30 protein-coding genes and 1 pseudogene are annotated in these 20,037 nt (G+C 28.6%); 29 read left to right on the forward strand and 2 right to left on the reverse strand.

Features of this window, described 5'->3' with window-relative positions; all coding sequences use genetic code 11:
- The first annotated feature begins 18 nt into the window (after nucleotides 1-18).
- The 6 genes from CRN98_RS00085 to CRN98_RS00110 all read left to right on the forward strand — a co-directional run bounded on the left by CRN98_RS00085 (nucleotide 19) and on the right by CRN98_RS00110 (nucleotide 5,579).
- The gene (locus CRN98_RS00085) at nucleotides 19-1,242 is read left to right on the forward strand and encodes a BaiN/RdsA family NAD(P)/FAD-dependent oxidoreductase (RefSeq protein WP_097025388.1); all 1,224 of its coding nucleotides are present in this window, start codon (nucleotides 19-21) and stop codon (nucleotides 1,240-1,242) included.
- A 122-nt stretch (nucleotides 1,243-1,364) separates the two neighbouring features.
- Complete coding sequence (gene cmk / locus CRN98_RS00090; RefSeq protein ID WP_097025389.1) at nucleotides 1,365-2,033, forward strand: (d)CMP kinase; 669 nt, start codon at nucleotides 1,365-1,367, stop codon at nucleotides 2,031-2,033.
- A gap of 6 nt (nucleotides 2,034-2,039) precedes the next feature.
- A complete protein-coding gene (locus CRN98_RS00095) occupies nucleotides 2,040-2,882 on the forward strand; it encodes a 4-hydroxy-3-methylbut-2-enyl diphosphate reductase (protein WP_097025390.1) in 843 nt (280 codons plus the stop codon).
- Nucleotides 2,883-3,114: 232 nt separating this feature from the next.
- The gene (gene speD / locus CRN98_RS00100) at nucleotides 3,115-3,495 is read left to right on the forward strand and encodes an adenosylmethionine decarboxylase (RefSeq protein WP_035307771.1); all 381 of its coding nucleotides are present in this window, start codon (nucleotides 3,115-3,117) and stop codon (nucleotides 3,493-3,495) included.
- A gap of 88 nt (nucleotides 3,496-3,583) precedes the next feature.
- Nucleotides 3,584-4,660 (forward strand): CotS family spore coat protein, encoded by a 1,077-nt coding sequence (locus CRN98_RS00105; RefSeq protein ID WP_097025391.1) that lies wholly within the window; start codon nucleotides 3,584-3,586, stop codon nucleotides 4,658-4,660.
- Between the two features lie 52 nt (nucleotides 4,661-4,712).
- A complete protein-coding gene (locus tag CRN98_RS00110) occupies nucleotides 4,713-5,579 on the forward strand; it encodes a GNAT family N-acetyltransferase (RefSeq protein ID WP_179631851.1) in 867 nt (288 codons plus the stop codon).
- Nucleotides 5,580-5,784: 205 nt separating this feature from the next.
- Here CRN98_RS00110 and CRN98_RS00115 read toward each other — a convergent pair whose 3' ends face one another.
- On the reverse strand, nucleotides 5,785-7,437 hold the full coding sequence (locus tag CRN98_RS00115) for a recombinase family protein (RefSeq protein WP_097025393.1): 1,653 nt from the start codon (nucleotides 7,435-7,437) through the stop codon (nucleotides 5,785-5,787).
- A gap of 19 nt (nucleotides 7,438-7,456) precedes the next feature.
- Nucleotides 7,457-7,879: a helix-turn-helix domain-containing protein gene (locus CRN98_RS00120; RefSeq protein ID WP_242960760.1), complete on the reverse strand. Its 423-nt coding sequence runs from the start codon at nucleotides 7,877-7,879 to the stop codon at nucleotides 7,457-7,459.
- A 205-nt stretch (nucleotides 7,880-8,084) separates the two neighbouring features.
- Between CRN98_RS00120 and CRN98_RS00125 the strand changes: the two genes are divergently transcribed.
- The 23 genes and pseudogenes from CRN98_RS00125 (at nucleotide 8,085) to CRN98_RS00220 (ending at nucleotide 20,032) form a co-directional block, all read left to right on the forward strand.
- A complete protein-coding gene (locus CRN98_RS00125; RefSeq protein ID WP_097025394.1) occupies nucleotides 8,085-8,294 on the forward strand; it encodes a helix-turn-helix domain-containing protein in 210 nt (69 codons plus the stop codon).
- 71 nt (nucleotides 8,295-8,365) lie between these two features.
- Nucleotides 8,366-8,512 (forward strand): hypothetical protein, encoded by a 147-nt coding sequence (locus CRN98_RS17550; protein ID WP_179631852.1) that lies wholly within the window; start codon nucleotides 8,366-8,368, stop codon nucleotides 8,510-8,512.
- A 280-nt stretch (nucleotides 8,513-8,792) separates the two neighbouring features.
- Complete coding sequence (locus CRN98_RS18000; protein ID WP_278335384.1) at nucleotides 8,793-8,918, forward strand: hypothetical protein; 126 nt, start codon at nucleotides 8,793-8,795, stop codon at nucleotides 8,916-8,918.
- 18 nt (nucleotides 8,919-8,936) lie between these two features.
- On the forward strand, nucleotides 8,937-9,863 hold the full coding sequence (locus tag CRN98_RS00130) for a phage replisome organizer N-terminal domain-containing protein (protein ID WP_179631853.1): 927 nt from the start codon (nucleotides 8,937-8,939) through the stop codon (nucleotides 9,861-9,863).
- Nucleotides 9,844-10,539: an ATP-binding protein gene (locus tag CRN98_RS00135; RefSeq protein WP_423237073.1), complete on the forward strand. Its 696-nt coding sequence runs from the start codon at nucleotides 9,844-9,846 to the stop codon at nucleotides 10,537-10,539. The genes CRN98_RS00130 and CRN98_RS00135 overlap by 20 nt, the downstream gene beginning before the upstream one ends.
- Before the next feature lie 12 nt (nucleotides 10,540-10,551).
- Nucleotides 10,552-10,938, forward strand: a complete 387-nt coding sequence (locus tag CRN98_RS00140; RefSeq protein ID WP_097025397.1) for a single-stranded DNA-binding protein — start codon at nucleotides 10,552-10,554, stop codon at nucleotides 10,936-10,938.
- Between the two features lie 16 nt (nucleotides 10,939-10,954).
- Nucleotides 10,955-11,122, forward strand: a complete 168-nt coding sequence (locus tag CRN98_RS17555; RefSeq protein ID WP_179631854.1) for a hypothetical protein — start codon at nucleotides 10,955-10,957, stop codon at nucleotides 11,120-11,122.
- Nucleotides 11,091-11,318 carry a hypothetical protein gene (locus CRN98_RS00145; RefSeq protein ID WP_097025398.1) on the forward strand — a complete coding sequence of 76 codons (228 nt, stop codon included), beginning with the start codon at nucleotides 11,091-11,093 and terminating at the stop codon, nucleotides 11,316-11,318. Before CRN98_RS17555 ends, CRN98_RS00145 begins: the two co-directional genes overlap by 32 nt.
- On the forward strand, nucleotides 11,318-11,821 hold the full coding sequence (locus tag CRN98_RS00150) for a dUTP diphosphatase (protein WP_097025399.1): 504 nt from the start codon (nucleotides 11,318-11,320) through the stop codon (nucleotides 11,819-11,821). Before CRN98_RS00145 ends, CRN98_RS00150 begins: the two co-directional genes overlap by 1 nt.
- Before the next feature lie 31 nt (nucleotides 11,822-11,852).
- Nucleotides 11,853-12,569 (forward strand): bifunctional 5,10-methylenetetrahydrofolate dehydrogenase/5,10-methenyltetrahydrofolate cyclohydrolase, encoded by a 717-nt coding sequence (locus tag CRN98_RS00155; RefSeq protein ID WP_097025400.1) that lies wholly within the window; start codon nucleotides 11,853-11,855, stop codon nucleotides 12,567-12,569.
- Between the two features lie 12 nt (nucleotides 12,570-12,581).
- Entirely contained in the window at nucleotides 12,582-12,788 is a 207-nt protein-coding gene (locus CRN98_RS00160; RefSeq protein WP_097025401.1) for a helix-turn-helix domain-containing protein, read from the forward strand.
- 16 nt (nucleotides 12,789-12,804) lie between these two features.
- Nucleotides 12,805-12,978, forward strand: a complete 174-nt coding sequence (locus tag CRN98_RS17560; RefSeq protein WP_179631855.1) for a hypothetical protein — start codon at nucleotides 12,805-12,807, stop codon at nucleotides 12,976-12,978.
- Between the two features lie 51 nt (nucleotides 12,979-13,029).
- Nucleotides 13,030-13,365 carry a hypothetical protein gene (locus tag CRN98_RS00165; protein WP_097025402.1) on the forward strand — a complete coding sequence of 112 codons (336 nt, stop codon included), beginning with the start codon at nucleotides 13,030-13,032 and terminating at the stop codon, nucleotides 13,363-13,365.
- Nucleotides 13,366-13,397: 32 nt separating this feature from the next.
- Nucleotides 13,398-13,760, forward strand: a complete 363-nt coding sequence (locus tag CRN98_RS00170; protein ID WP_097025403.1) for a hypothetical protein — start codon at nucleotides 13,398-13,400, stop codon at nucleotides 13,758-13,760.
- A gap of 59 nt (nucleotides 13,761-13,819) precedes the next feature.
- Nucleotides 13,820-14,143, forward strand: coding sequence for a hypothetical protein (locus CRN98_RS00175; protein ID WP_097025404.1), 324 nt, complete (start codon nucleotides 13,820-13,822; stop codon nucleotides 14,141-14,143).
- A gap of 139 nt (nucleotides 14,144-14,282) precedes the next feature.
- Nucleotides 14,283-15,092, forward strand: coding sequence for a hypothetical protein (locus CRN98_RS00180; protein ID WP_097025405.1), 810 nt, complete (start codon nucleotides 14,283-14,285; stop codon nucleotides 15,090-15,092).
- Between the two features lie 27 nt (nucleotides 15,093-15,119).
- The gene (locus CRN98_RS00185; RefSeq protein ID WP_097025406.1) at nucleotides 15,120-15,584 is read left to right on the forward strand and encodes a hypothetical protein; all 465 of its coding nucleotides are present in this window, start codon (nucleotides 15,120-15,122) and stop codon (nucleotides 15,582-15,584) included.
- 35 nt (nucleotides 15,585-15,619) lie between these two features.
- Nucleotides 15,620-15,892, forward strand: a complete 273-nt coding sequence (locus CRN98_RS00190) for a hypothetical protein (RefSeq protein WP_097025407.1) — start codon at nucleotides 15,620-15,622, stop codon at nucleotides 15,890-15,892.
- A gap of 78 nt (nucleotides 15,893-15,970) precedes the next feature.
- On the forward strand, nucleotides 15,971-17,005 hold the full coding sequence (locus CRN98_RS00195) for a nucleoid-associated protein (protein ID WP_097025408.1): 1,035 nt from the start codon (nucleotides 15,971-15,973) through the stop codon (nucleotides 17,003-17,005).
- A 356-nt stretch (nucleotides 17,006-17,361) separates the two neighbouring features.
- Nucleotides 17,362-18,356, forward strand: a pseudogene (locus tag CRN98_RS00205) (tyrosine-type recombinase/integrase).
- A 25-nt stretch (nucleotides 18,357-18,381) separates the two neighbouring features.
- Nucleotides 18,382-18,897 carry a hypothetical protein gene (locus CRN98_RS00210; protein WP_097025687.1) on the forward strand — a complete coding sequence of 172 codons (516 nt, stop codon included), beginning with the start codon at nucleotides 18,382-18,384 and terminating at the stop codon, nucleotides 18,895-18,897.
- 177 nt (nucleotides 18,898-19,074) lie between these two features.
- Nucleotides 19,075-19,401 carry a hypothetical protein gene (locus CRN98_RS00215; protein ID WP_179631856.1) on the forward strand — a complete coding sequence of 109 codons (327 nt, stop codon included), beginning with the start codon at nucleotides 19,075-19,077 and terminating at the stop codon, nucleotides 19,399-19,401.
- Nucleotides 19,402-19,423: 22 nt separating this feature from the next.
- Nucleotides 19,424-20,032: a tyrosine-type recombinase/integrase gene (locus CRN98_RS00220; protein ID WP_097025409.1), complete on the forward strand. Its 609-nt coding sequence runs from the start codon at nucleotides 19,424-19,426 to the stop codon at nucleotides 20,030-20,032.
- The last annotated feature ends 5 nt before the right edge of the window (nucleotides 20,033-20,037 follow it).

A 20,037-nucleotide genomic window follows, 5' to 3' on the forward strand; every position in this document is an offset into this window, starting at 1 on the left:
TTATAGGAGGTTTTACAAGTGTCAAAGGTTGTTGTTATAGGTGGTGGCCCTGCAGGTATAATGAGTGCCATTACTGCGGCTGAGCATCATGATGTTATTTTAATAGAAAAAAATGAAAAGCTAGGGAAAAAACTTTTCATAACTGGAAAAGGCAGATGTAATGTTACTAATGCAAAGGATATAAGCGAATTCTTTGATTATATTCCTGGTAATCCTGAATTTTTGTATAGTTCTCTTTATACATATACAAACGAAAATGTAATGAGCTTTTTTGAAAATATAGGAGTAAAGCTCAAAGTAGAAAGAGGCGATAGAGTTTTTCCTGAATCTGATAAATCCTCTGATATAATAAAAGGTTTAGAACAAGAACTTATTAAAAGAAATGTTAATGTAAAATTAAATGCCAAGGTAAAGGATATAATATTAAATGAAGGTAAAATTGTAGAATTAGTTTTGCAAGATGATTCCCGTATTAGAGGTGATTATTTTATATTAGCTACAGGTGGGGCTTCATACCCTCAAACTGGATCTAGTGGCGAAGGATTCAATTTTGCTAAAAAAGCAGGTCATAAGATAATATCATTAAAGCCTTCATTAGTGCCTATAGAACTTGAAGAGGAATGGATTAAAGAACTTCAAGGATTGTCTCTTAAAAATGTAGAAGTAAAAATCAAAAAAAATAATAAAGTTATATATAAGGAATTTGGCGAAATGCTATTTACTCACTTTGGTATTTCAGGGCCTATAGTATTAAGCAGCAGTCGATTTGTAGAATCAAATTCATCCATGCAAGCTGTAATAGATTTAAAACCAGCTTTAACTGAGGAAGAACTTGATAAAAGAATACAAAAAGACTTTGCCAAATATATAAATAAAGATTTTAAAAATTCCTTAGATGATTTATTACCTAAAAAATTGATAAATATAATTATAAAATTGTCTTTTATACCTGAAGATAAAAAAGTAAACTCCATAACGAAAGAAGAAAGAAAATCATTAGTTTACTTAATAAAAAATCTTGCATTTAATATAAAAGGATTAAGACCTATAGCTGAAGCAATAGTAACCGCTGGTGGTGTAAATGTAAAAGAAATAGATCCTTCAACAATGAAATCTAAATTAGTAGATAACTTATACTTTGCAGGAGAAGTGATAGATGTGGATGCATATACAGGAGGGTATAATATACAAATAGCATTTTCTACTGGATATTTAGCAGGTAAAATGATAGGTGATAAATAATCTGTGGAGTAAGAGTAGTTATTACTATAGAAGAAAAAATTTAGCTAAATAAAGGAAAACTACTCTTACTATAGAATATATAATATATATATTTAAAAGTAAAAAGGAAAGGAAGTTTGCAATTGAAAGTAGCTATAGCAATTGATGGGCCTGCAGGAGCAGGAAAAAGTACCATTGCAAAAATACTAGCAAATAAATTTAATTTAATGTACATAGATACAGGTGCAATGTATCGAGCAGTAACTTTACTTGCTAAAACAAATAACATATCTCCAGATAATATATCAGCATTATGTAAGTTACTTGAAAATACAAATATGCATTTTGAAAATAATAAACTTATCTTAAATAATACTGATGTAAGTGAAGCTATTAGGACTCCTGAAATAAGCAATAGTGTATCCTTATATGCAGCTATTTCAGAAGTAAGAAATCTTTTGGTTAAACAGCAGCAAAAGATGTCCGAAAAATATGATGTTATCATGGATGGTCGAGACATTGGTACAGTAGTTTTAAAGGATGCACCTTTTAAATTTTATCTTATTGCCTCTCCAGAGTTACGTGCTAAAAGAAGATATGAAGAGCTTTTAGCTAAAAATATAAGTGTAAAATATGAGGAAATTCTTAATGATATTATAAAAAGGGATTATATAGATTCTAATAGAGATGTAAATCCTTTAAGAAAAGCAGAAGATGCTATTGAAATAGATACTTCCTACTTGACTATAGATGAAGTAGTTGAAAAAATTTCTAATATAATATCTAGTGCTTTAAAAAACAAAGAAAGGTGATATATTATGGAAGTTATACTTTCAAGACATGCAGGCTTTTGCTATGGGGTTAAAAGAGCTGTTGACATGGCAATAAGTGTTCAAGAAAAATATAAGAAAAAAATATATACCTTAGGACCATTAATTCATAATAATGATGTTGTAAGTTATTTAAAAACATTAAATATTTTTCCTATAGAAATAGAAGATATAGAAAATTTAAAAATAGATGATATAGTAATAATACGTTCACACGGTATTCCACTTGAAATATTTAATAAACTCAAGGAAAAAGAAGTTATAATAATAGATGCTACTTGTACATATGTTTCTAATATACAACAAAAAGTAAAAAAATACTACGATTCAGGATACTCTATATTAATAGTGGGAGATAAAAATCATCCTGAAGTTATAGGAATAAATGGATGGTGTAATAATTCTGCTATAATAACAAATGATAGTAATAATATAGAGCATCTCCCAAGAAAAATATGCGTGGTTTCTCAAACTACTGAGAAGCAATCTCGCTGGGAAGATGTACTTGAAAAGGTAGTTAAGTTTAGTAAAGAAATAGTTGCTTTTAATACTATTTGTAGTGCTACGGAGATTAGACAAAAGGCTGCTTATGATTTATCTAAAGATGCAGAGTATATGATAGTAATAGGAGGCAAAAATAGTTCAAATACAACTAAACTATTTGAAATATGTACAAAAAATTGTAAAAATACAATTCATATAGAAAACTCTAAAGAGATTCCTTTAGAATTATTAAATAATAAAAATATAAAGAAGATAGGAATAACCGCCGGTGCATCTACTCCAGATTGGATTATAGATGAAACCATAAATAAATTAAGTAATAAGTAACATAGTATAATTTTATAAAATGCGTGTATGCTAATATAGCACACGCATTTTACAAGTTAATGTAAAAAACATTAAATATAGTAGTAATCAAGAGATAAATAGAACAATTACTAGTTTAAATGAAAATATTTTATAAAAACAAGTAAATATATTGACATTTCTCGTATATTTGATAAAATTTACTTGTTAATGAATTATAAAATATACTGTATCAAGGAGGAGTTTTTATAGAATGAACACTTTAGGACGCCACATTTTAGCTGAAATATATGGTTGCGATGGTGATATATTAGATAATAAAGAAATGATAGAAAGAATAATGGTAGATTCTGCACTAAAGTCAGGAGCTGAAGTTAGAGAAGTAGCATTTCATAAGTTTAGTCCTATGGGAGTTAGTGGAGTAGTTATAATATCAGAATCTCACCTTACTATACATACTTGGCCTGAGCTTGGATATGCTGCTGTAGATGTATTTACATGTGGGGACAAGATAAATCCATGGGATGCATGTAACTATATGACTGAAAAATTTCAGGCTAAAAACATGACCGCTACAGAAGTAAAGAGAGGTATATTTGAACAGCCCGTATCCGTTAAGGTTTCCAATATTTAAAGGTCATCGCTTATAGATGTCCTTTTTTATTTGTAATAAATTCTCCTATAATTAATATAATTTAATAGATACTAATAGGAGGGTAATTATGGGAGATAGAAAGTTAATACAGTATGTGGACGAACTTACTGATAAAGAAAAATTGATGGTAAAAAAAGTTCTAGAAAACTATAATTTCTCCATAATAGATATTACCAAAGTAAGAAGTAGTTATAAAATAGATACTAATATAAGAACTGTATGCTTAAAAAGAGTAAAACATAATAAAACGAAAACTCTTAATAGCAATTATTTAGCAGAAGAATTAAATAAAAATAATTTTCCTTATACATCTAAATTTTTTAAAACAAAAGATAATTATTTATTTGCAAAACATAAAAAAATGTATTTTTATGTTGTAGAATGGATTGATGGGGATGAATGTGACTTAAATGATATAGATGAGGCATGTGATTGTGTTCGCCTTTTAGCTAAGTTTCATATATCTAGCCAGCATATTGACACAAAAGTATTAAAAATTAAAAACAATTTAAAAAACTGGCCAAGAATATTTAAAAAGGATTTAGAGGATTTGGAAAAGTTTAAAAAATACATTGAAAAGAAACGTTTAAGAAATGAATTTGATAAATTATATAAAAGTTATTTAGAGGGATTTTATAATATGGGCAGTATGTGTTTACAAGTATTAAATACCTCTGATTATTATGTACTATCTAAAAAAGCTAATGAACAAAAATTAGTTTGTCATGATAGTTTTGATTATCAAAATATAATAAAAAAGGACGATACTTATTATATAGTAAATTTAGATACTATATTAATAAATCTTCATATAAATGATTTAAGTAAATTTATACGAAGGCTTATGTTTAAAAAAGAGTATCAATGGGACTTTGAAAAAGCTAAAATAATGATAGAAGCTTATGATAGTGTAAATAAATTATCTAAATCTGAAATAGAAGCTATGCTTTCTATGATTATTTTTCCACATAAATTTTGTAGATTAGGTAAAAAAAGATATATAAAACATAAAGATTGGAGCGAAAATAAGTATATTCGTAAACTTAATAAACTTCTACGATATAATGAAGCTCAACAAAAATTCTTAAATGATTATTTAGATTACTTGGGAACTTTTAATGACTTGAAGGAAAATATTGACTAAGTTTTTTAAAAGTTTTATACTTATTTATAATATTAGACTTATGGGGAATATTATGTGCAAATATGTTAAATTAAGTAAAAGTTTAATGCCACAATTTGAAGAATTAAATGCTGATAGAAAATCATTTAACTCTTTAAATGAAGATTTTTTTCAATACTATAATACTACAACTTTACCTCAAAGATTATTTTTACGAAGAAATATAAACATACTTGAGAATAATAAAAATTTATGTGGCTATATTTGGACCTCTATAGATGACAAAAACTCTTATAATATAAGGGCTTTAAGTGTAAATTTATCTAGCAAAAGTGCAGACTATATAAGACTACTTTTAAAAACTTTAAAACCTGGTTTTACAGCAAATTTTTTATGTGAAAACAATGGAATTAATATGGAACTGCTAAAAGAAGCAGGTTTTTGCAAAAAAGTAGGCACAATTGAAATGAGCTTAGATTTAAAAAGAGAAATTAATTCTGTAGCAGTAGCAAATATAAGTTTTGAAGTGTTTAGAAAAGGATTTGATGAAAAAATACGATGTTATATTCAAAATGAGGTATTTAAAAATAAAAATAGAGTTCCTATTTCTACTAAAGATATATACTTTGATGAAAATCAATATTATTATTTTAGCCCTGGTACTATATTTATAAAAGAGGATAATAAATATATTGGATATGGTCAAGTTATAATAGAAGGAGATATACCTATTATTGTAAATGTAGGTATTTTACCTGCTTATAGGGGTAAGGGTTATGGAAAATTACTTATAAATTATCTTTTAAAGATAATTTATAGTTATAATTATAATATAGCAACTATAAATGTGGATATAAATAATACCGTTGCATTTAATTTATATAAGGATTGCGGATTTAATGTTTTAAAAGAATATGTGAAATTAGAAGTAAAGACATAGTCTCACGCTGTGTCTTTTTTTATTACTTATAATTTTACAAATTTCAATAAAAAATAGATAAACATTATAAAATATAGTATAATGTTTAATGTTACTTAGGAAAACTTTTATATGAGGTGAAATAATTTATGAATAATCAAAAATACTTTTATATAGAAACCTGGGGCTGTCCGTAAGTTCAAAGTGGTAGGAATAAAAGCAATACTTATAACTTGTATATAAACTTAGTTTCAAGGCCGTTTTTGAATTTTATATTTAAAATTTGCTTATCCTTTATCAATACTTTATCAATTATTGTATTTACAAAGTCCTTTAATTGTTCTCTACCAACATTTAATAATAAAGTTTTGTAATCTATATATTCTGCATTTAATAATTCTTTTGAAAGCATAAAATTAGATACTTCTTTCATTAAATTTAATTCTGATACATCTACACAAGTATCTAGTTCCTTTAGCTTATTGTTTAATTCTTTAAGTTTTTCATTTATTTTCGTCTTTTTAATTACATAGTCTTTTTCGCTCATAGTTTCATCATCAAAGAGGTACAAATCTTCTAATCTTTGCATAGCTCTTTCAAATTTAACTTTTTCTTTTTTTATAATTTCTAATTCAATCGAGTTATCCTTAGTATCCACATTCTTGGCTTTTAATATATTTTTAGAATAAGATATTTTTTGTATAGTTTCTATATTCTCAACTCCAATAATATCTTTAAATATTTTTCCATCAAGTAAAGCCCTTTCTAATGTTAGAGCATCAAGTTTATTTATTTTATTTTGAGATACCATAATGTTAGATATAAAATTAAATATAAAAGTACCTATGTAATTATCAGATATTGTTTTCTGTGTGCATCCTAAGTGATTGTATCTACCACTACAAACGTATATAGAAGGTATGAAACCATCAATATTGGGTTTATCTTGTTTGGAATACAAATTATTATGACATTCTCCACACTCTAACAATCCTGCAAATACATGTACTTTTCCATTAGATCTAAAGCCTGCTGCATTATTCCGTTGAGCATTTATGTCCATAATATTATTACATATACCCCATAATTCTTTATCTATAATTGCTTCGTGATTATCTTCAATCAAAACCCATTCTTTTTCATTTTTAACTTTACCACGTCCTGGCTCTCTATAATTATACCTATATGTACCTTTATAAAATGGGTTTCTAATTATGTCGCTTATCGTTTTAGTCGTCCAGCTACCTCCGCGCTTTGTTTTTATATTATTGGCATTTAATACCCCTCTTACTGCAGTAGTAGATTTTGTCTTTTTATATGTATTATAAATTAGCTCAACCGTCACATTTTCTCTTTCGTCTACCACGGGAAATTTTTTAACTTTATCCCAGACATAACCGAGTGGTATTGGAGCTCCATTCCAAAGGCCTTTTGTCGCTCGATCTAACATTACAGCAGTAACTCTTTCGCCCGTGAGTTTCCTTTCTAGTTCTGCAAACACCAATATTATTTTTAGCATAGCTTCTCCCATAGCAGAAGAGGTGTCAAATTGCTCGTTTCTGCTTATAAAAGCAACGTTATATTTTTTTAATTCATTGTACATATCACAGAAATCCAATAAGTTACGAGAGATTCTATCTATTTTCCATACTAATAAATGAGTAAATTCATTTTGCCTAATTCTAGACATCATCTCTTGAAATTTTGGCCTATCTGTATTCTTAGCAGAATACCCAGCATCTTGAAATATTTCATAATCGTCTGTGTTAAGTAAATACGAAGTATAATTTATAAGATCCTGTCTTTGAAGGGGTAGAGAATCTTTATCAATTTGATGATGCGTAGAAACACGCACATAAATAGCAACCTTAGTATTCATAATAAATTACCTCCTATGTTTAATCTTCTTTATTAATTTTCTTCTTTTCTAATAAATATTCAATATCGGCTTTTAAAGCTGCTATTAGTAATTCCTCCAAAGTTCCCTCTGGATAATTGCCATTAAATAGCTTATCAACATCTTTTACTAACCCTAAATCCATTATTTGCTCGACAGCTTTTCTAACACACTTTAAATCCTCTCTAACATTTATATAATCATTTTTTTCAATTCCATATATCCAGTATTCCTCTGGCATATTACTTTCGCAGACTAGCTTTTCAATAAAAGATTTACTGGGGTTCCTTTTACCATTTTCAATCATATTATAATAACTTTCACTTACATCAAGTGCTCCGGCGAATTCTCTTTTCAATAAGTTCTTACTCTCTCTATAATTTTTTAATCTTTCATTAAACAATATAATCACCATTCCTTCCATCTTTCACAATTTATTATACCAAACTTTACATAAAAGTAAAGTAAAAAAACAAAAATTTGCAATACTGAAAATTTATAAACATATAAAAACGATAGATATATTCAGAAATATCGAGTTATTTTTCAATAATAGCCAATTTTAACCAATTTTTAAACTTAACATATTAGAAAAGTTAATGTACTATTATGGCAAGGGGGTGCAACACATGACACTTAAAGAATTACGACAAGAGAGTGGGCTAAAAGCTTATAAAGTTGCTGAATTACTAGGTGTTAGCAGGGTCCAATTAAATAACTTAGAAAAAGGTAAATATAAAATGGACAGGCTAAAAATTGAGAAGTTAAGTAAAGTTTATTGTAAAGATGTTAAAGAAATTGAAATGGCAATTGGAAAAGGTGGTGAAAGCAATGTCTGAAAAAGAAATAAAGTTCAATAAATTATTAGAACAATTGAAAAAGAAAGTAAGTGGGAAAAATGAGTGAGGAAATGAAAAGAATTTGGGAAGTTTTAAATAATCGTTATGGTATTTACACTAAAGAACAATTAAAAGAAGAAATGAAAAAGACAGTATTAGATATAGGAATATTTACCATGCCAATTAATGAAGGGAATAGGATAAATACAGATATTTAGTTATAGTCCAAACTTTACCACAAGAGATAAGGGAGGCTGAAAAGCCTTTTTAAAAAAGCTTTTTACAGTAAAAATACAAACACTTCCTCAATATATTATATGCAGCAGTCTAAAAATTAGTACTAGGAGGTAGATAAATATTAGTAAAAAGTTAACTCAGTACAAAGCAAAATACACCCTCTGGCAAGGGTGCACTAAATCAAGATTTTAAATTTTTAGATAAGAGCTTTGGCCCTTATCTCCAGTATAGCAGAGTGCATATACTTTCTCAATATTTAGTATGCACAAAAAATATAAAATTTATACGGGGGATGGAAAAATGAAGAAGAAAATAAGGATTAAGTTTATAAATTGGATAGACGCGCATGGCAATAAAAGAGTTGTAATGGTAGGGAAAAACTTTTAAGCGAATGAGGTGATGTACTTGGCAGAAGTAAAGTGGATTAAGATAAATACAACTATGTTTGACGATGAAAAAATAAGACTTATAGAAGCTATGCCTGAAAAGGACACTGTATTGATAATTTGGATAAAATTATTAGTATTAGCTGGGAAATGCAATAACAATGGTTACATTTATCTCTCAGAAAATATTCCATATACAGAAGAAATGCTTGCAACTTTATTTAACAGACCACTTAATACAATAAGAATGGCATTACAAACATTTAAAACATTTGGAATGATAGAAATGAAAGATAATCAATTAATTTATATTGCAAATTGGGGGAAACATCAAAATGTTCAAGGCATGGAAAGAATAAAGGAGCAAACTAAGAAAAGGGTTGCTAAGCATAGAGAAAAGAAAAAACTATTAATAGAATCAGCAGCAGATGAAACTTGTGGAAATATATTTAGTAACGAAAATTGTAACGTTACTGTAACGTTAAGTAACGCAATAGAAGTAGAAGAAGAAGTAGATACAGAAGAAGATACTACTACTCCTACTACTGGTAAGGAGAATATAGAAGATTATATAAGTTTTTTTAATAAAAACATGGGACATTTACTAACACCACATGAATTAGAAATATTTAAAAGCTATGAAAATGATGGAATGGAGAAAGAAGTAATTACATTAGCATTAGAAGAAGCAGTTGAAGCAGATGCAAGAGATATAAGATATATAAAAACAGTTTTAAATAGATGGCTAGATAATAAAATAACTACGGTTGAAGCTGTTTTAAATGACAAGATGAATTTCAAAAATAAAAAATTGAAAGGAAGACATAAAAATGGAGCTTCAGGCTGTAATAGAAAGAATGAGAGTAAAGTCACAGGGAAATATCAAGGATACAGACCACCAGCGCCAAAAACCGCAGGGGAAGTCGATACAACAGGACTTATATAAATGTAGTATATGCAAAGATACAGGATGGATTATTAAAAGCCAAGAAGATTCTCAAGATTTGGTTATACCATGTAAATGTCAAGAGTTAGAAAAGGTAAAAAGAGTATGGAAGTCCTCTGGAATAAATTCAGAGCAAGCTAAGCACACGTTTGCTGGATATAAACCCTATAATGGGATAACTCAATTAGCTAAAGAAACTGCAATTAAGTATTATAAAGATTTTGGAGATATAAAAGAAACAAGACAAAACAGCATAGCTTTTTTAGGTCAAGTTGGGAGTGGTAAAACACATTTAAGTATAGCACTAGCTGTAAACTTTTTAGAAAATAAAAAAATTCCAGCTATTTATATGCCCTACAGAGATACCATTACAAGTATAAAGCAGAATATGCTAGATAAGGAGTACTATGTAAAACAGTTGAGTAGGTACCAATTAGCTAAAATTCTTTTAATAGATGATTTGTTTAAAGGCAAGGTTACAGAATCAGATTTTAATATAATGTTTGAAATTATTAATTATAGGTATCTAAATTACTTGCCAATAATAGTTAGCTCTGAATTTACTGCAGATAGATTGCTTGATTTTGATGAAGCTGTAGGGAGCAGGATTATACAAATGTGTAAAGACTATATGGTACAGATAGAAGGTAAGGATAATAACTATAGATTGAAATAAGGGGGAAAACAAATGAATAAAGTAATTTTAATAGGAAGACTTACAAAGGATCCAGAGTTAAAGTTTACTCCTGGAAACGGAACTGCAGTAGCAACATTTACATTAGCTGTTGATAGAAGATTTTCTAAGGATGGAAAAAAGGAAACTGATTTTATTCCAGTAGTAGTATGGGGCAAGCAAGCAGAGGCTACAGCCCAGTATGTAGGTAAGGGAAAATTAATAGGAGTTTCAGGCAGGATACAAACTAGAAACTATGAGGCTAAAGATGGTACAAAACGATATGTTACAGAAATAGTTTCAGAAGAGGTGCAGTTCATTGAATGGACTACTAATAAACAAGAAATTAGTGAGTATCCAGATGACTTAACTCCAGTAGATGATGGGGAAATACCTTTTTAAAAAGGGAGGTAGAAAGATGGTAAACGTTAAAAATGTAGTAGATCTTGCTGCAGAGATTGCCATTAAAGAAGTAGAGAAAACTGGCAAAGGATACATGGAATGCATTGATAATTCAATAGAAGAAGCGTGTATAAGATTAGAGGTGACAAGAGATGAAGTCTATAAGAGCATTGGAGAACAGTGATTATTTTAATGAAACATCTAGAAATTTAGTAGTAAAAGTTATAAGGCAAGCAATTAAGGATACTAGAAATAAAATGGTTCCAGAGTTCTTAAGGGAAGATGCCAAGGTGTGGTTAGAAAGTGAATCATGTAAGACTTATTGTGAGCTATTAGGATTAAGTCATTCAGAAATAATAAAGAGGGTAGGAGTAAACTAATGGATATTAAAATACTATTGGACAAGCAAAGGGAGCTAGATATTTTTATAGCAAAGGAAAAGAACTTAGGCAATGCATATGATAAGAAGTTCTTAGAAGATAGAAAGTTAGCATTACTTGTAGAGGTCGGAGAGTTTGCTAATACAACTAGATGCTTTAAGTATTGGAGCAATAAAGGTCCTGAAGCAAAGGAAGTAATTTTGGATGAAGCAGCAGATTGCTTACACTTTATTCTAAGCCTTATAAATCTAACTAATATACAAGCTAAATTTAACCTAGAAGATATAGCTATGTCAGCTAAGCTAGTTTTGGAAATAGGCCCGGTAAACTTAATAACTGGATTTAATACTTTATTTGAATTAGTAACTAAAGAATATTGGGAAGATGCATTAAAAAGCCTTATAGCACTAGTTACTGTTTTAGGCTTTACTTTAAAAGAACTGCATGAAGCTTATTTGAAAAAACATGAAGTAAATTATCAAAGGCAAAGATTAGGATATTAAGGTTGGTTTCAATAATAAGGAGGAAAAAACTATGTATATAAATTTAAAACCACTAATTTATAGTTTAGAGCATAATTCAACAGAAGAAAATCGTACATTAGCAATTTTAAAGCATGGAGAAAGAGAAGATAGTACTAATTATATCAAAAGTATAGAAAGAAATGCAGATCAAGCAAGAGTAAGTATTTTAACACTAGATTTAGAAAATAGATTTGATGTAGGCAAGGTGGTCAAAGAAGTACAAGCAAAGGTAAATGCAGTTTTGCCAATTAAACCTTTAGGAGCTCTTGAAGAAATTCTTATAAAAGCGTGCATGGATGAAGAAAAAGATATAGATAATTTCACAGGAGAAGGAGTCTTTGAAAATTGTACAGTTGAAGCTGTAAATAAGATATTAGAATCCTTGGATATAAACTCTAACAAACGTGTTTGTGTGATTGGTAGACATTTAGGTTTAGAGATAGCTTTATCTTTGTTAGAAAGAGATTTTACTCCTACTATATGCCACTCTAAAACGGAAAATTTAGAGCAATATACAAAAGATGCAGATGTGATTATAAGTGTTACAGGTAAAAAGGGACTTATAACTAAGAATATGGTAAAGGTTAATAGTTTAGTTATAGATGTAGGTCTTGGAGATGTATCAGAAGATGTTATAGAGAAGGCTTATGTAACTCCAGTTATAAATGGTGTTGGAGCAGTCACAACACAAATATTGTTCAAGCACATATTTGAAGCTGGTAAATAAGGAATGATGCAAATGAATATAGGGTTAATGATAGCAAAAGAAAGAACTAAAAGAAATATGAGTAAAAGAAAATTAGCCAAACTTATTGGCTGTACTGAGAGAGCTGTAGAATATTGGGAAAGTGGAGAAAGAAATATAAGCTTGAAATACTTAGATAATATTTTAAAGGTTTTTAATATGACAATGAAAATAGGATATGAAAGTGATCTAATCATTTAGAAAGGAGCCTAAAGTAATGAGATATGAAAATATTAATCAGAAAGATGCTATAGAGATATATAAGGAATATGGCTCTATGAATAAGGCTGCTATGAAGATAGGCTGTTGTGCCAAAACATTAAGAAGAATACTTGTCGAAAATGATATATCAATAAATAAACCTAAAAGTAACAGATTGGGTGCGAAGTAGTAATGTGGCGACATCTGAGAGTATTGTGAATTAAGAGGAGAGGAAATTTATATGATTATAAAAACAAATTGTAAAGATGCTCTTATAAAAGTAACAGGTGATGAAAGTGAAGTAAATGAATCTAAGTTTATGATTTTTGCAATTCCAAAAAGAAAAGTTTATAAAACATGGATTGAAATAAATTCGGATATGAGTTATCAATATGGTTTTGATTTAAGAAATTTTAAAAATGGAAGAAGTCTTATTCATCTCAAAGATTTTGGAACACAACATATTGTAGGAATTATCATTCCTTCAAGACTAAGACAACCAAAAGTATTTGTACATGATGATAAAGGTCAAGATATAAATAAAATTGCAAAATTCTATTATAAAAAATTAAAATAGTTCGCAATTCAATTAGAAAGGGTTGAAGACTAATGAAATATTCATGTTATGAGTGTAAGCATGCACCATACAAAAGAGATTTTCCATGTACTACATGTGGTAATTATGTGTTATCTGAAGATGGTGAAAGCACCGTTTATGTATATACTAATTGGAGACCAAAGATGTATAGTATGGAATTTGAAGTAGGCAATAAGATAATAAATCTTAAAAATGGAACATATGGAGAAATTGCAAGTATTAAAAATGATGTAGCAGAAGTTATTTGCCAAGAAAAAATAATAGGATTATTTAAAATTACTGATAAATTAGTATATGAATCAGCAAGAAGAACTATACATTTGAGTTTGTTAAGAAAAGGTATTGAAAGTGGACTGTATAAAGTTGAAAACTAATTCGCAATGCAAGAGTTAGATAACATGAAAAAATTGCGTACCAAGAAAGGAAGGTTTTTATGGTTAAAATCTCTTATGAGAAAGAAAAATTTATAACAGAAGAACTTGAATTTTGCATTGAAGACACTAAAAATATTTTTCTTGAAGGTCGTACAGAAAGTAATAATAGATTGTGTTATTTAGGAATATGGACAAATAAAAAAGGCTTAAAAGAAGTAACCTTAAGTGATAATAATATTTATTTTGATTATAGCCTTACTTGTTCAGTTAGCACTGAGATTACTATAAAAAACTTTCTAAGAAAACATACTGCAATTAAAGCAATAAGTAAAGATATGTTTTTTAGTAAACTAGATGACATCAAAACTATTCTGGAATCATAAATTGGAATCTTAACATTTTCTTCATTTTAGAGTACCATGGTGCTCTAAAATGAAGAAATAAGAAAAAATAATAAGTCAGACTTCAAAAATTAGATAAGGTGAGAATATGGCGAAGTAAATTTAAGGAGTGAAATAAATTATGGATAATGAAATGACGAGATGCCTCACAAGTTTATTTAATGCGTTAACTGCAAAATCGGAAGAAGAATCAATAGAAATGTTTGGAGAAGCAATTAGTCATGCAAAAGAAAGTAAGGTTAAAATAAATAATCCTGAGAATTTTGATTGTTTTATCAATCATAAATTAAAAAAAGGTGTGAAATTATTAGCAAGTACATTACATGAACCATCTGTTTGCAAAGATAAAAATAAACCTAATTTTATTTATGCAAATTATGGCTTTTTAGAAAATCATATAAAAAATTTATGTGTTCTAAGAGAAGGTTCATCCTGTTGTGCAGATAAATCAAGATATATTCTTAAAATGTATTTAGAATATTCTATAACTGGTAAAATTCCAAGTTTTAATCCAAATGTTGAAAAATACTGGATACCTAATTTTGGAGATAATCAAATGTGGGTTAATTATTGCGATAGCCTTTGTAGATTATATTATGGGTACACTGAAGAATATTTTAAGGCTTATAATTCTTTAATTCAATGTGAAATAAGAAAGTTCAAACATATCCTTCATAGATGGTTTGTTGAATATAGAAATGGTGAAATTATAGAGTTCACTACAAGCTGGGATGAACGTACTGAGAACCCTTTAAAAACAGACATGGAAGGAGACTATTATATTATAAATAAGAAATATACTGGAACAGTCGAGACAGAACCTTATGATGCTACAGATGAAGAATTTCAGTTTTTGTATAGACATTGTGTTAAGGTTCATAAAGATAAAATTGCACGTATTTATCATACAGATGAAGAAAGAATGTGCTAATGAAAATAAGGCGAAGGAGTGATTGAAGTGAAGGTTATTAAAGAGAAAAAAGATAAAGGCTATATAATAACAGTTTTAATTGGAAATCATGGTCAAAATAGTTATTGGACATCACCACCTATCTATGGAATAGATAATCACCACTATAATTTTGAAAAACAATACTTAGTTGGCAGATACCCAATGATTAATACAAAAGAAAAGGCAAAAACATTTTCGAGATTGTATAAAAATCTGTGGGTTGAAGTAACGCCTTATCAATTAGATTTAATGAAGCACTGCATAGGATTAGATTATAAGAAGAAGCCTTATAGAAATAGGTATCAAACTCAAGCAGAAGATGAAGGTTGGAATGATTTAGTTAAAAAGGGTTTGGCTAAAATGAGTGATAATATTGCTGATAATGGATTAACTTGGTTTTGGCTAACGCAACAAGGTGTGGAATATGTTCTTGGAAAGTCAGTAAGTAAAAAGGTTTATGAAGATTTATAGTCGCATTTCAAAAATAAGAAGCAGGAGGTTCAATAGTGCAAAGGCAAAAGTCAAGTATTTATCCTAAAGTTAAAACCATATATCCTAGATGGTTATGGCATGAATGTAGATTTTGCAATAAAGAATTTAAAAGAGAGAATGGGTTTAAGATAATAGATTATAAAAAAAGCAGAGCTGTTAATGAAGACCCTTTGTTTACTTCATATTGTTGTAATAAATGTGCTAATAGTATTGAAGAAGTAATCGAAAAAATAAAAAAACAGGATATACGCATAATATTAAAAAACTATAAAAGAAGTTGTGAATGAAAAAATAATAATACAATTATTGGATTAAAGATTTAGATAAAGAAATAGAAAATTTATAAGTGAAAAGGAGAAAATTTTATGGAATATATTAGAGAGGTAATTATAAATGAAGCTATAATACATGTTTTGGATAACAATGCGGATGAGCCTATATTAAATGAACAAAAATTAACACTTAATGATGAGGTATATACTTTTTTACTTAAGCATATTCAAAAATGCCTAAAGGATGAAGAACTTAAGTATGGTAAGTTTAAACAGGAAAGAAATATTATAAAGGAATTAAGCCAAGAATATTTATCAGGCCAAGGGAATTTTAAAGAAATATCAAAGGAAATAGGTAGACAACTATTCATACTAATGCAGTCAAATGGAAATATACCATCTTCAGATCTTATAGTTGTAAGTATATCTACGGAAAGAGGCAACATGATTGGCATTATAAAAATGGATTATGTTAAAAACTATACCCATAGTATAAGTTTTAATGGAGAAAAAATAGACATTGATATAGTTCCAGAGCATGCAGGACTTCCACTTAGTAGTCAAAAGATACAAAAGTGTGTTTTTATAAGGTTTATAGACCCAGAGCAGGAATATGATTTGTTAGTTATGGACAAGCAAAAGAAAAACAATGAAGAAGAATATGGCTCTAATTACTTTATAAATAAATTTTTAGGATGCAAGATCATAGAAAATGAGAGGGATATGACTAAAAATTTTGTAAGAGCTGCAGAAAAGTGGACTAGAACAAATCTCAATGAAAATGCAGATAAGGCAGAAGAGGTAAGAAGTTTCATTAAGAAAAAACTTAAACAGGAAGAGAACTTAAACTTATATGAAGTATCAGATGATATATTTGGTGAAGACACGGAGAAAAAGGCAAGCTTTGTGGATTATGTATTCTCAGAAGGTGTACAAGATAATATAACCTTAGATAAGGATTGGATAGAAAAAAAGTTTAAGAGGATAAGATTAAAAATAGATAAAGATATTGATCTTTATATAAATGAAGAAGCTTATAGTGATACAAACAAATTTCAGATTAATAGAAATGGTGATGGAACTATTAATATAGTACTTAAAAATATTGTTAATTATATTGAAAAATAAGTTTTTTAGTTTAGATAGCTAATAATGCAAGTAGTGAACGGCACAGGTATAAATTTAAATTATCATATGAAAATCAAATGATATAAAAGAGGGTGAGGGCATTGAGTAAGAGAGGGGAACCAGTCGCAATGGCATTACCATATCGAAATTTTAAAGAGAAAATTAAACTTACAAATAAATACTTAGAGAAATATAGGATAGAAGATCTTGGCGGGATTTTATATCTAGAGAGAAAAAAATAAAAAACAAAAGAGAGCTGCTTGTCTGGACAACTTTCAGCTCTCTTTAAAAATCTCAAACGAGACACCTATATTATACACTAGAGTGTCTCAGTAAACAATATAGGAGGAATTAAAATGTATAGTACAAGCAGCAAAGATGAAGTAGTAATAAAAATAGTTGGGAAATTAACTCAAGAGTTCCCAGAAATGAATCAAATTAAAGTAAGAAATATTGTAGAAGAAGTGTTGTACAAGTATAATGTTACTCCAACTGAGACAGCTCTAGTTACAAGCGATGTAGAAGAAAAAATACAGTTATATCTAGCAGTAAAGAAATTAGATGGTTTAAGTGCTAAGACATTAAAGAATTACGAATATAACTTAATAATATTAGCAAGCCATCTAAGGAAACCACTAGCTACTATAACTGCAATGGACTTAAGAATGTACTTATCTGTAAGATGTAAAGAAATGAAACCAAGTTCTATGAACGCGCAAATTTCTATATTAAAATCATTCTTCGGCTGGTTATGTGATGAAGAATATATACCCAAGAATCCAACGAAGAAACTGAAGCAAACCAAGGAGCCAAAGAGGTTAAGACATGCACTTACGGATGAAGAAGTCGAACTATTAAGACAAGCATGTAAAACAAATAGAGAGAAGGCGCTGGTAGAATTTCTTATAAGTACTGGATGTAGACTTAGTGAGGTAGTGGGAATAAACAAAGAAGATATAAATTGGTATGATATGAGCTTAAATGTTATCGGTAAAGGCAATAAGGAAAGAAAAGTATATTTTAGTATAAAAGCAAAAATATTGCTTAAAAAATATTTAGAGACAAGAAAAGATGATAATCAAGCTTTATTTGTTACAATCAGAGCACCTCATGGAAGAATGGGTGGAAGAAGCATAGAAAGAGAAATCCAAAAGATTAAGGAACGTGCTGGATTTGACAAATCAGTTTATCCTCATTTGTTTAGGCATTCATTTGCTACCCACAACATAAACTCAGGAATGCCATTACAGATACTGCACATTTGATGGGACATGAAAGCCCTGATACTACGCTTATTTACGCAGAATTGAATGAGGACAACGTAAAGCATGAGTATAAAAAAATCTCATAAAATACAAGTGATAAGGAGAATAATAATGATAGATAAAGAAATATTTAAAAAAATAGAAGGAAGATTATATAGATACTATAAAGATATGAGTGAAATAGATAAGCTAGAATATAGATGCATGGTATTAGAAAAAGCAAAAGAACAATTAAGGGAAGATATAAGAAATACCAATATAAGTATAGAAACAGAGTTAAATATGGGGATAAGCTATGAAGAAAGAGTACAATCTTCTTCTAGTGGGTCCAGTTATGCAGAGCAAGAAACTATAAGGCAAGTAGAAAAGTTAGAGCAGGAGTGGAAGAATACTAGAAGGCAGATACTTAAAGCTCATGCAAGGATAAGAGAAATAAAAAATAAAAATGCTGATATGAATTATATTATAAAGTTATTAGGAAGTAAGTATAAACTCATTGCAGAAATGAAATATAAAGATGAGTTAAGCTTAGATCAAATTGGTAATAGGCTGCACATGGATAAAAGTACAGTGAGTAGAAATAGAGAGAGGATTGTAATGGACGTAAGTAAATTGATTACATTATAAAACGTGCAACAAAAATGCAACAAAAGTGCAACGAATTATAATGAAATTCATGGTAAGATAATAGTATAGAAATTTAAGTTACTCATGAAATTCCCGTATTATCCCCATAGTTAAGCACTTGGACAAGTTCCGAGTGCTATTTTTATATTTATATAAATTTAAAGGTGGTGGAATCTTATGAATCAAGTCTATAAAAAAGAAAACTATGTAATAATACCAGTGGAAGAAAATTATATAGTAATTAATATAGAAAAAGCTTTTAAAAATGGACATACTCATATTGGAGATTTTTCCAAAGCAAAGTTATTAATAGATTTGGCTATTAAGAAAAAATTACCTAAAAATTATAAGTTAGTAGATAGCTTAGAAAGAATATCAAATAATAAAGAATATATAGATAAGTTAATAGCATTTAAAGAAGAATCGAATATAAACTTTGCAGAGCTAATGCAAGGTGAGCATGTATATAAAAGAATCAAAGGAGCTATAAAACAAATTAAATGAGGGGGTGGAGAGTGATGTATAAGTGAAAAATAAGAAAAGACCTGCTAGACCAATAAAAGATATAGAGCTAGTATATGACATTCAAGATTATTTAAGATATAAGAATGAACGAAATTATGTATTATTTGCATTAGGAGTAACAACAGGGTATAGAGCTGGAGATTTAGTAAAATTAAAAGTAAGAGATGTTAAAGAAGCTTTAAGAACCGGTTACTTTTTAATTTTAGAAAGTAAGAAAGAAAATACTAGGAACATAAGAAAAGAAAATATTAAGCCAAGAGAAGTTAAAATAGTAGCTAAAACTGAAAAAATATTAAGAAGCTATATAAAAGATAAAAAAGATTATGAGTATATGTTTATGAGTAGAAAAGGCACAAATAAACATATAACAGTATCTCATGTTAGTAGAGTAATTAGTGAAGCAGCAGAAAACTTTGGATTACAAAATATAACTGCTCATAGCATGAGAAAGACATATGCCTACCTAATATATGTTGAAAGTGGATATGATATTGTTGCTGTAAAAGAAATGTTAGGTCATAGTAGTATAGAAATCACCAAAAGATATTTAGGATTAGATAGAGAACTTTATGATAAGTACTCAGATAAACTAAATAATCTAATAAGGTGATTTTT

The sequence above is a fragment of the Clostridium peptidivorans genome (assembly GCF_900205925.1).
Classification (GTDB): domain Bacteria; phylum Bacillota; class Clostridia; order Clostridiales; family Clostridiaceae; genus Clostridium_AK; species Clostridium_AK peptidivorans.

Bases quoted from the DNA above. Each gene is read 5' to 3' on its own strand.
- CRN98_RS00170 (WP_097025403.1), top strand. From the start codon at position 13,398: ATGAAATATTCATGTTATGAGTGTAAGCATGCACCATACAAAAGAGAT.
- CRN98_RS00175 (WP_097025404.1), top strand. From the start codon at position 13,820: ATGGTTAAAATCTCTTATGAGAAAGAAAAATTTATAACAGAAGAACTT.
- CRN98_RS00105 (WP_097025391.1), top strand. From the start codon at position 3,584: ATGGGAGATAGAAAGTTAATACAGTATGTGGACGAACTTACTGATAAA.
- CRN98_RS00150 (WP_097025399.1), top strand. From the start codon at position 11,318: ATGGATATTAAAATACTATTGGACAAGCAAAGGGAGCTAGATATTTTT.
- CRN98_RS00120 (WP_242960760.1), bottom strand. From the start codon at position 7,879: ATGGAAGGAATGGTGATTATATTGTTTAATGAAAGATTAAAAAATTAT.
- CRN98_RS00180 (WP_097025405.1), top strand. From the start codon at position 14,283: ATGGATAATGAAATGACGAGATGCCTCACAAGTTTATTTAATGCGTTA.
- CRN98_RS00195 (WP_097025408.1), top strand. From the start codon at position 15,971: ATGGAATATATTAGAGAGGTAATTATAAATGAAGCTATAATACATGTT.
- CRN98_RS00215 (WP_179631856.1), top strand. From the start codon at position 19,075: ATGAATCAAGTCTATAAAAAAGAAAACTATGTAATAATACCAGTGGAA.
- CRN98_RS00095 (WP_097025390.1), top strand. From the start codon at position 2,040: ATGGAAGTTATACTTTCAAGACATGCAGGCTTTTGCTATGGGGTTAAA.
- CRN98_RS00160 (WP_097025401.1), top strand. From the start codon at position 12,582: ATGAATATAGGGTTAATGATAGCAAAAGAAAGAACTAAAAGAAATATG.
- CRN98_RS00145 (WP_097025398.1), top strand. From the start codon at position 11,091: ATGAAGTCTATAAGAGCATTGGAGAACAGTGATTATTTTAATGAAACA.
- CRN98_RS00140 (WP_097025397.1), top strand. From the start codon at position 10,552: ATGAATAAAGTAATTTTAATAGGAAGACTTACAAAGGATCCAGAGTTA.
- CRN98_RS17550 (WP_179631852.1), top strand. From the start codon at position 8,366: ATGAAAAGAATTTGGGAAGTTTTAAATAATCGTTATGGTATTTACACT.
- CRN98_RS17555 (WP_179631854.1), top strand. From the start codon at position 10,955: ATGGTAAACGTTAAAAATGTAGTAGATCTTGCTGCAGAGATTGCCATT.
- speD (WP_035307771.1), top strand. From the start codon at position 3,115: ATGAACACTTTAGGACGCCACATTTTAGCTGAAATATATGGTTGCGAT.
- CRN98_RS00155 (WP_097025400.1), top strand. From the start codon at position 11,853: ATGTATATAAATTTAAAACCACTAATTTATAGTTTAGAGCATAATTCA.
- CRN98_RS00115 (WP_097025393.1), bottom strand. From the start codon at position 7,437: ATGAATACTAAGGTTGCTATTTATGTGCGTGTTTCTACGCATCATCAA.
- CRN98_RS00110 (WP_179631851.1), top strand. From the start codon at position 4,713: ATGTGCAAATATGTTAAATTAAGTAAAAGTTTAATGCCACAATTTGAA.
- CRN98_RS18000 (WP_278335384.1), top strand. From the start codon at position 8,793: ATGCACAAAAAATATAAAATTTATACGGGGGATGGAAAAATGAAGAAG.
- CRN98_RS00165 (WP_097025402.1), top strand. From the start codon at position 13,030: ATGATTATAAAAACAAATTGTAAAGATGCTCTTATAAAAGTAACAGGT.
- CRN98_RS00125 (WP_097025394.1), top strand. From the start codon at position 8,085: ATGACACTTAAAGAATTACGACAAGAGAGTGGGCTAAAAGCTTATAAA.
- CRN98_RS00210 (WP_097025687.1), top strand. From the start codon at position 18,382: ATGATAGATAAAGAAATATTTAAAAAAATAGAAGGAAGATTATATAGA.
- CRN98_RS17560 (WP_179631855.1), top strand. From the start codon at position 12,805: ATGAGATATGAAAATATTAATCAGAAAGATGCTATAGAGATATATAAG.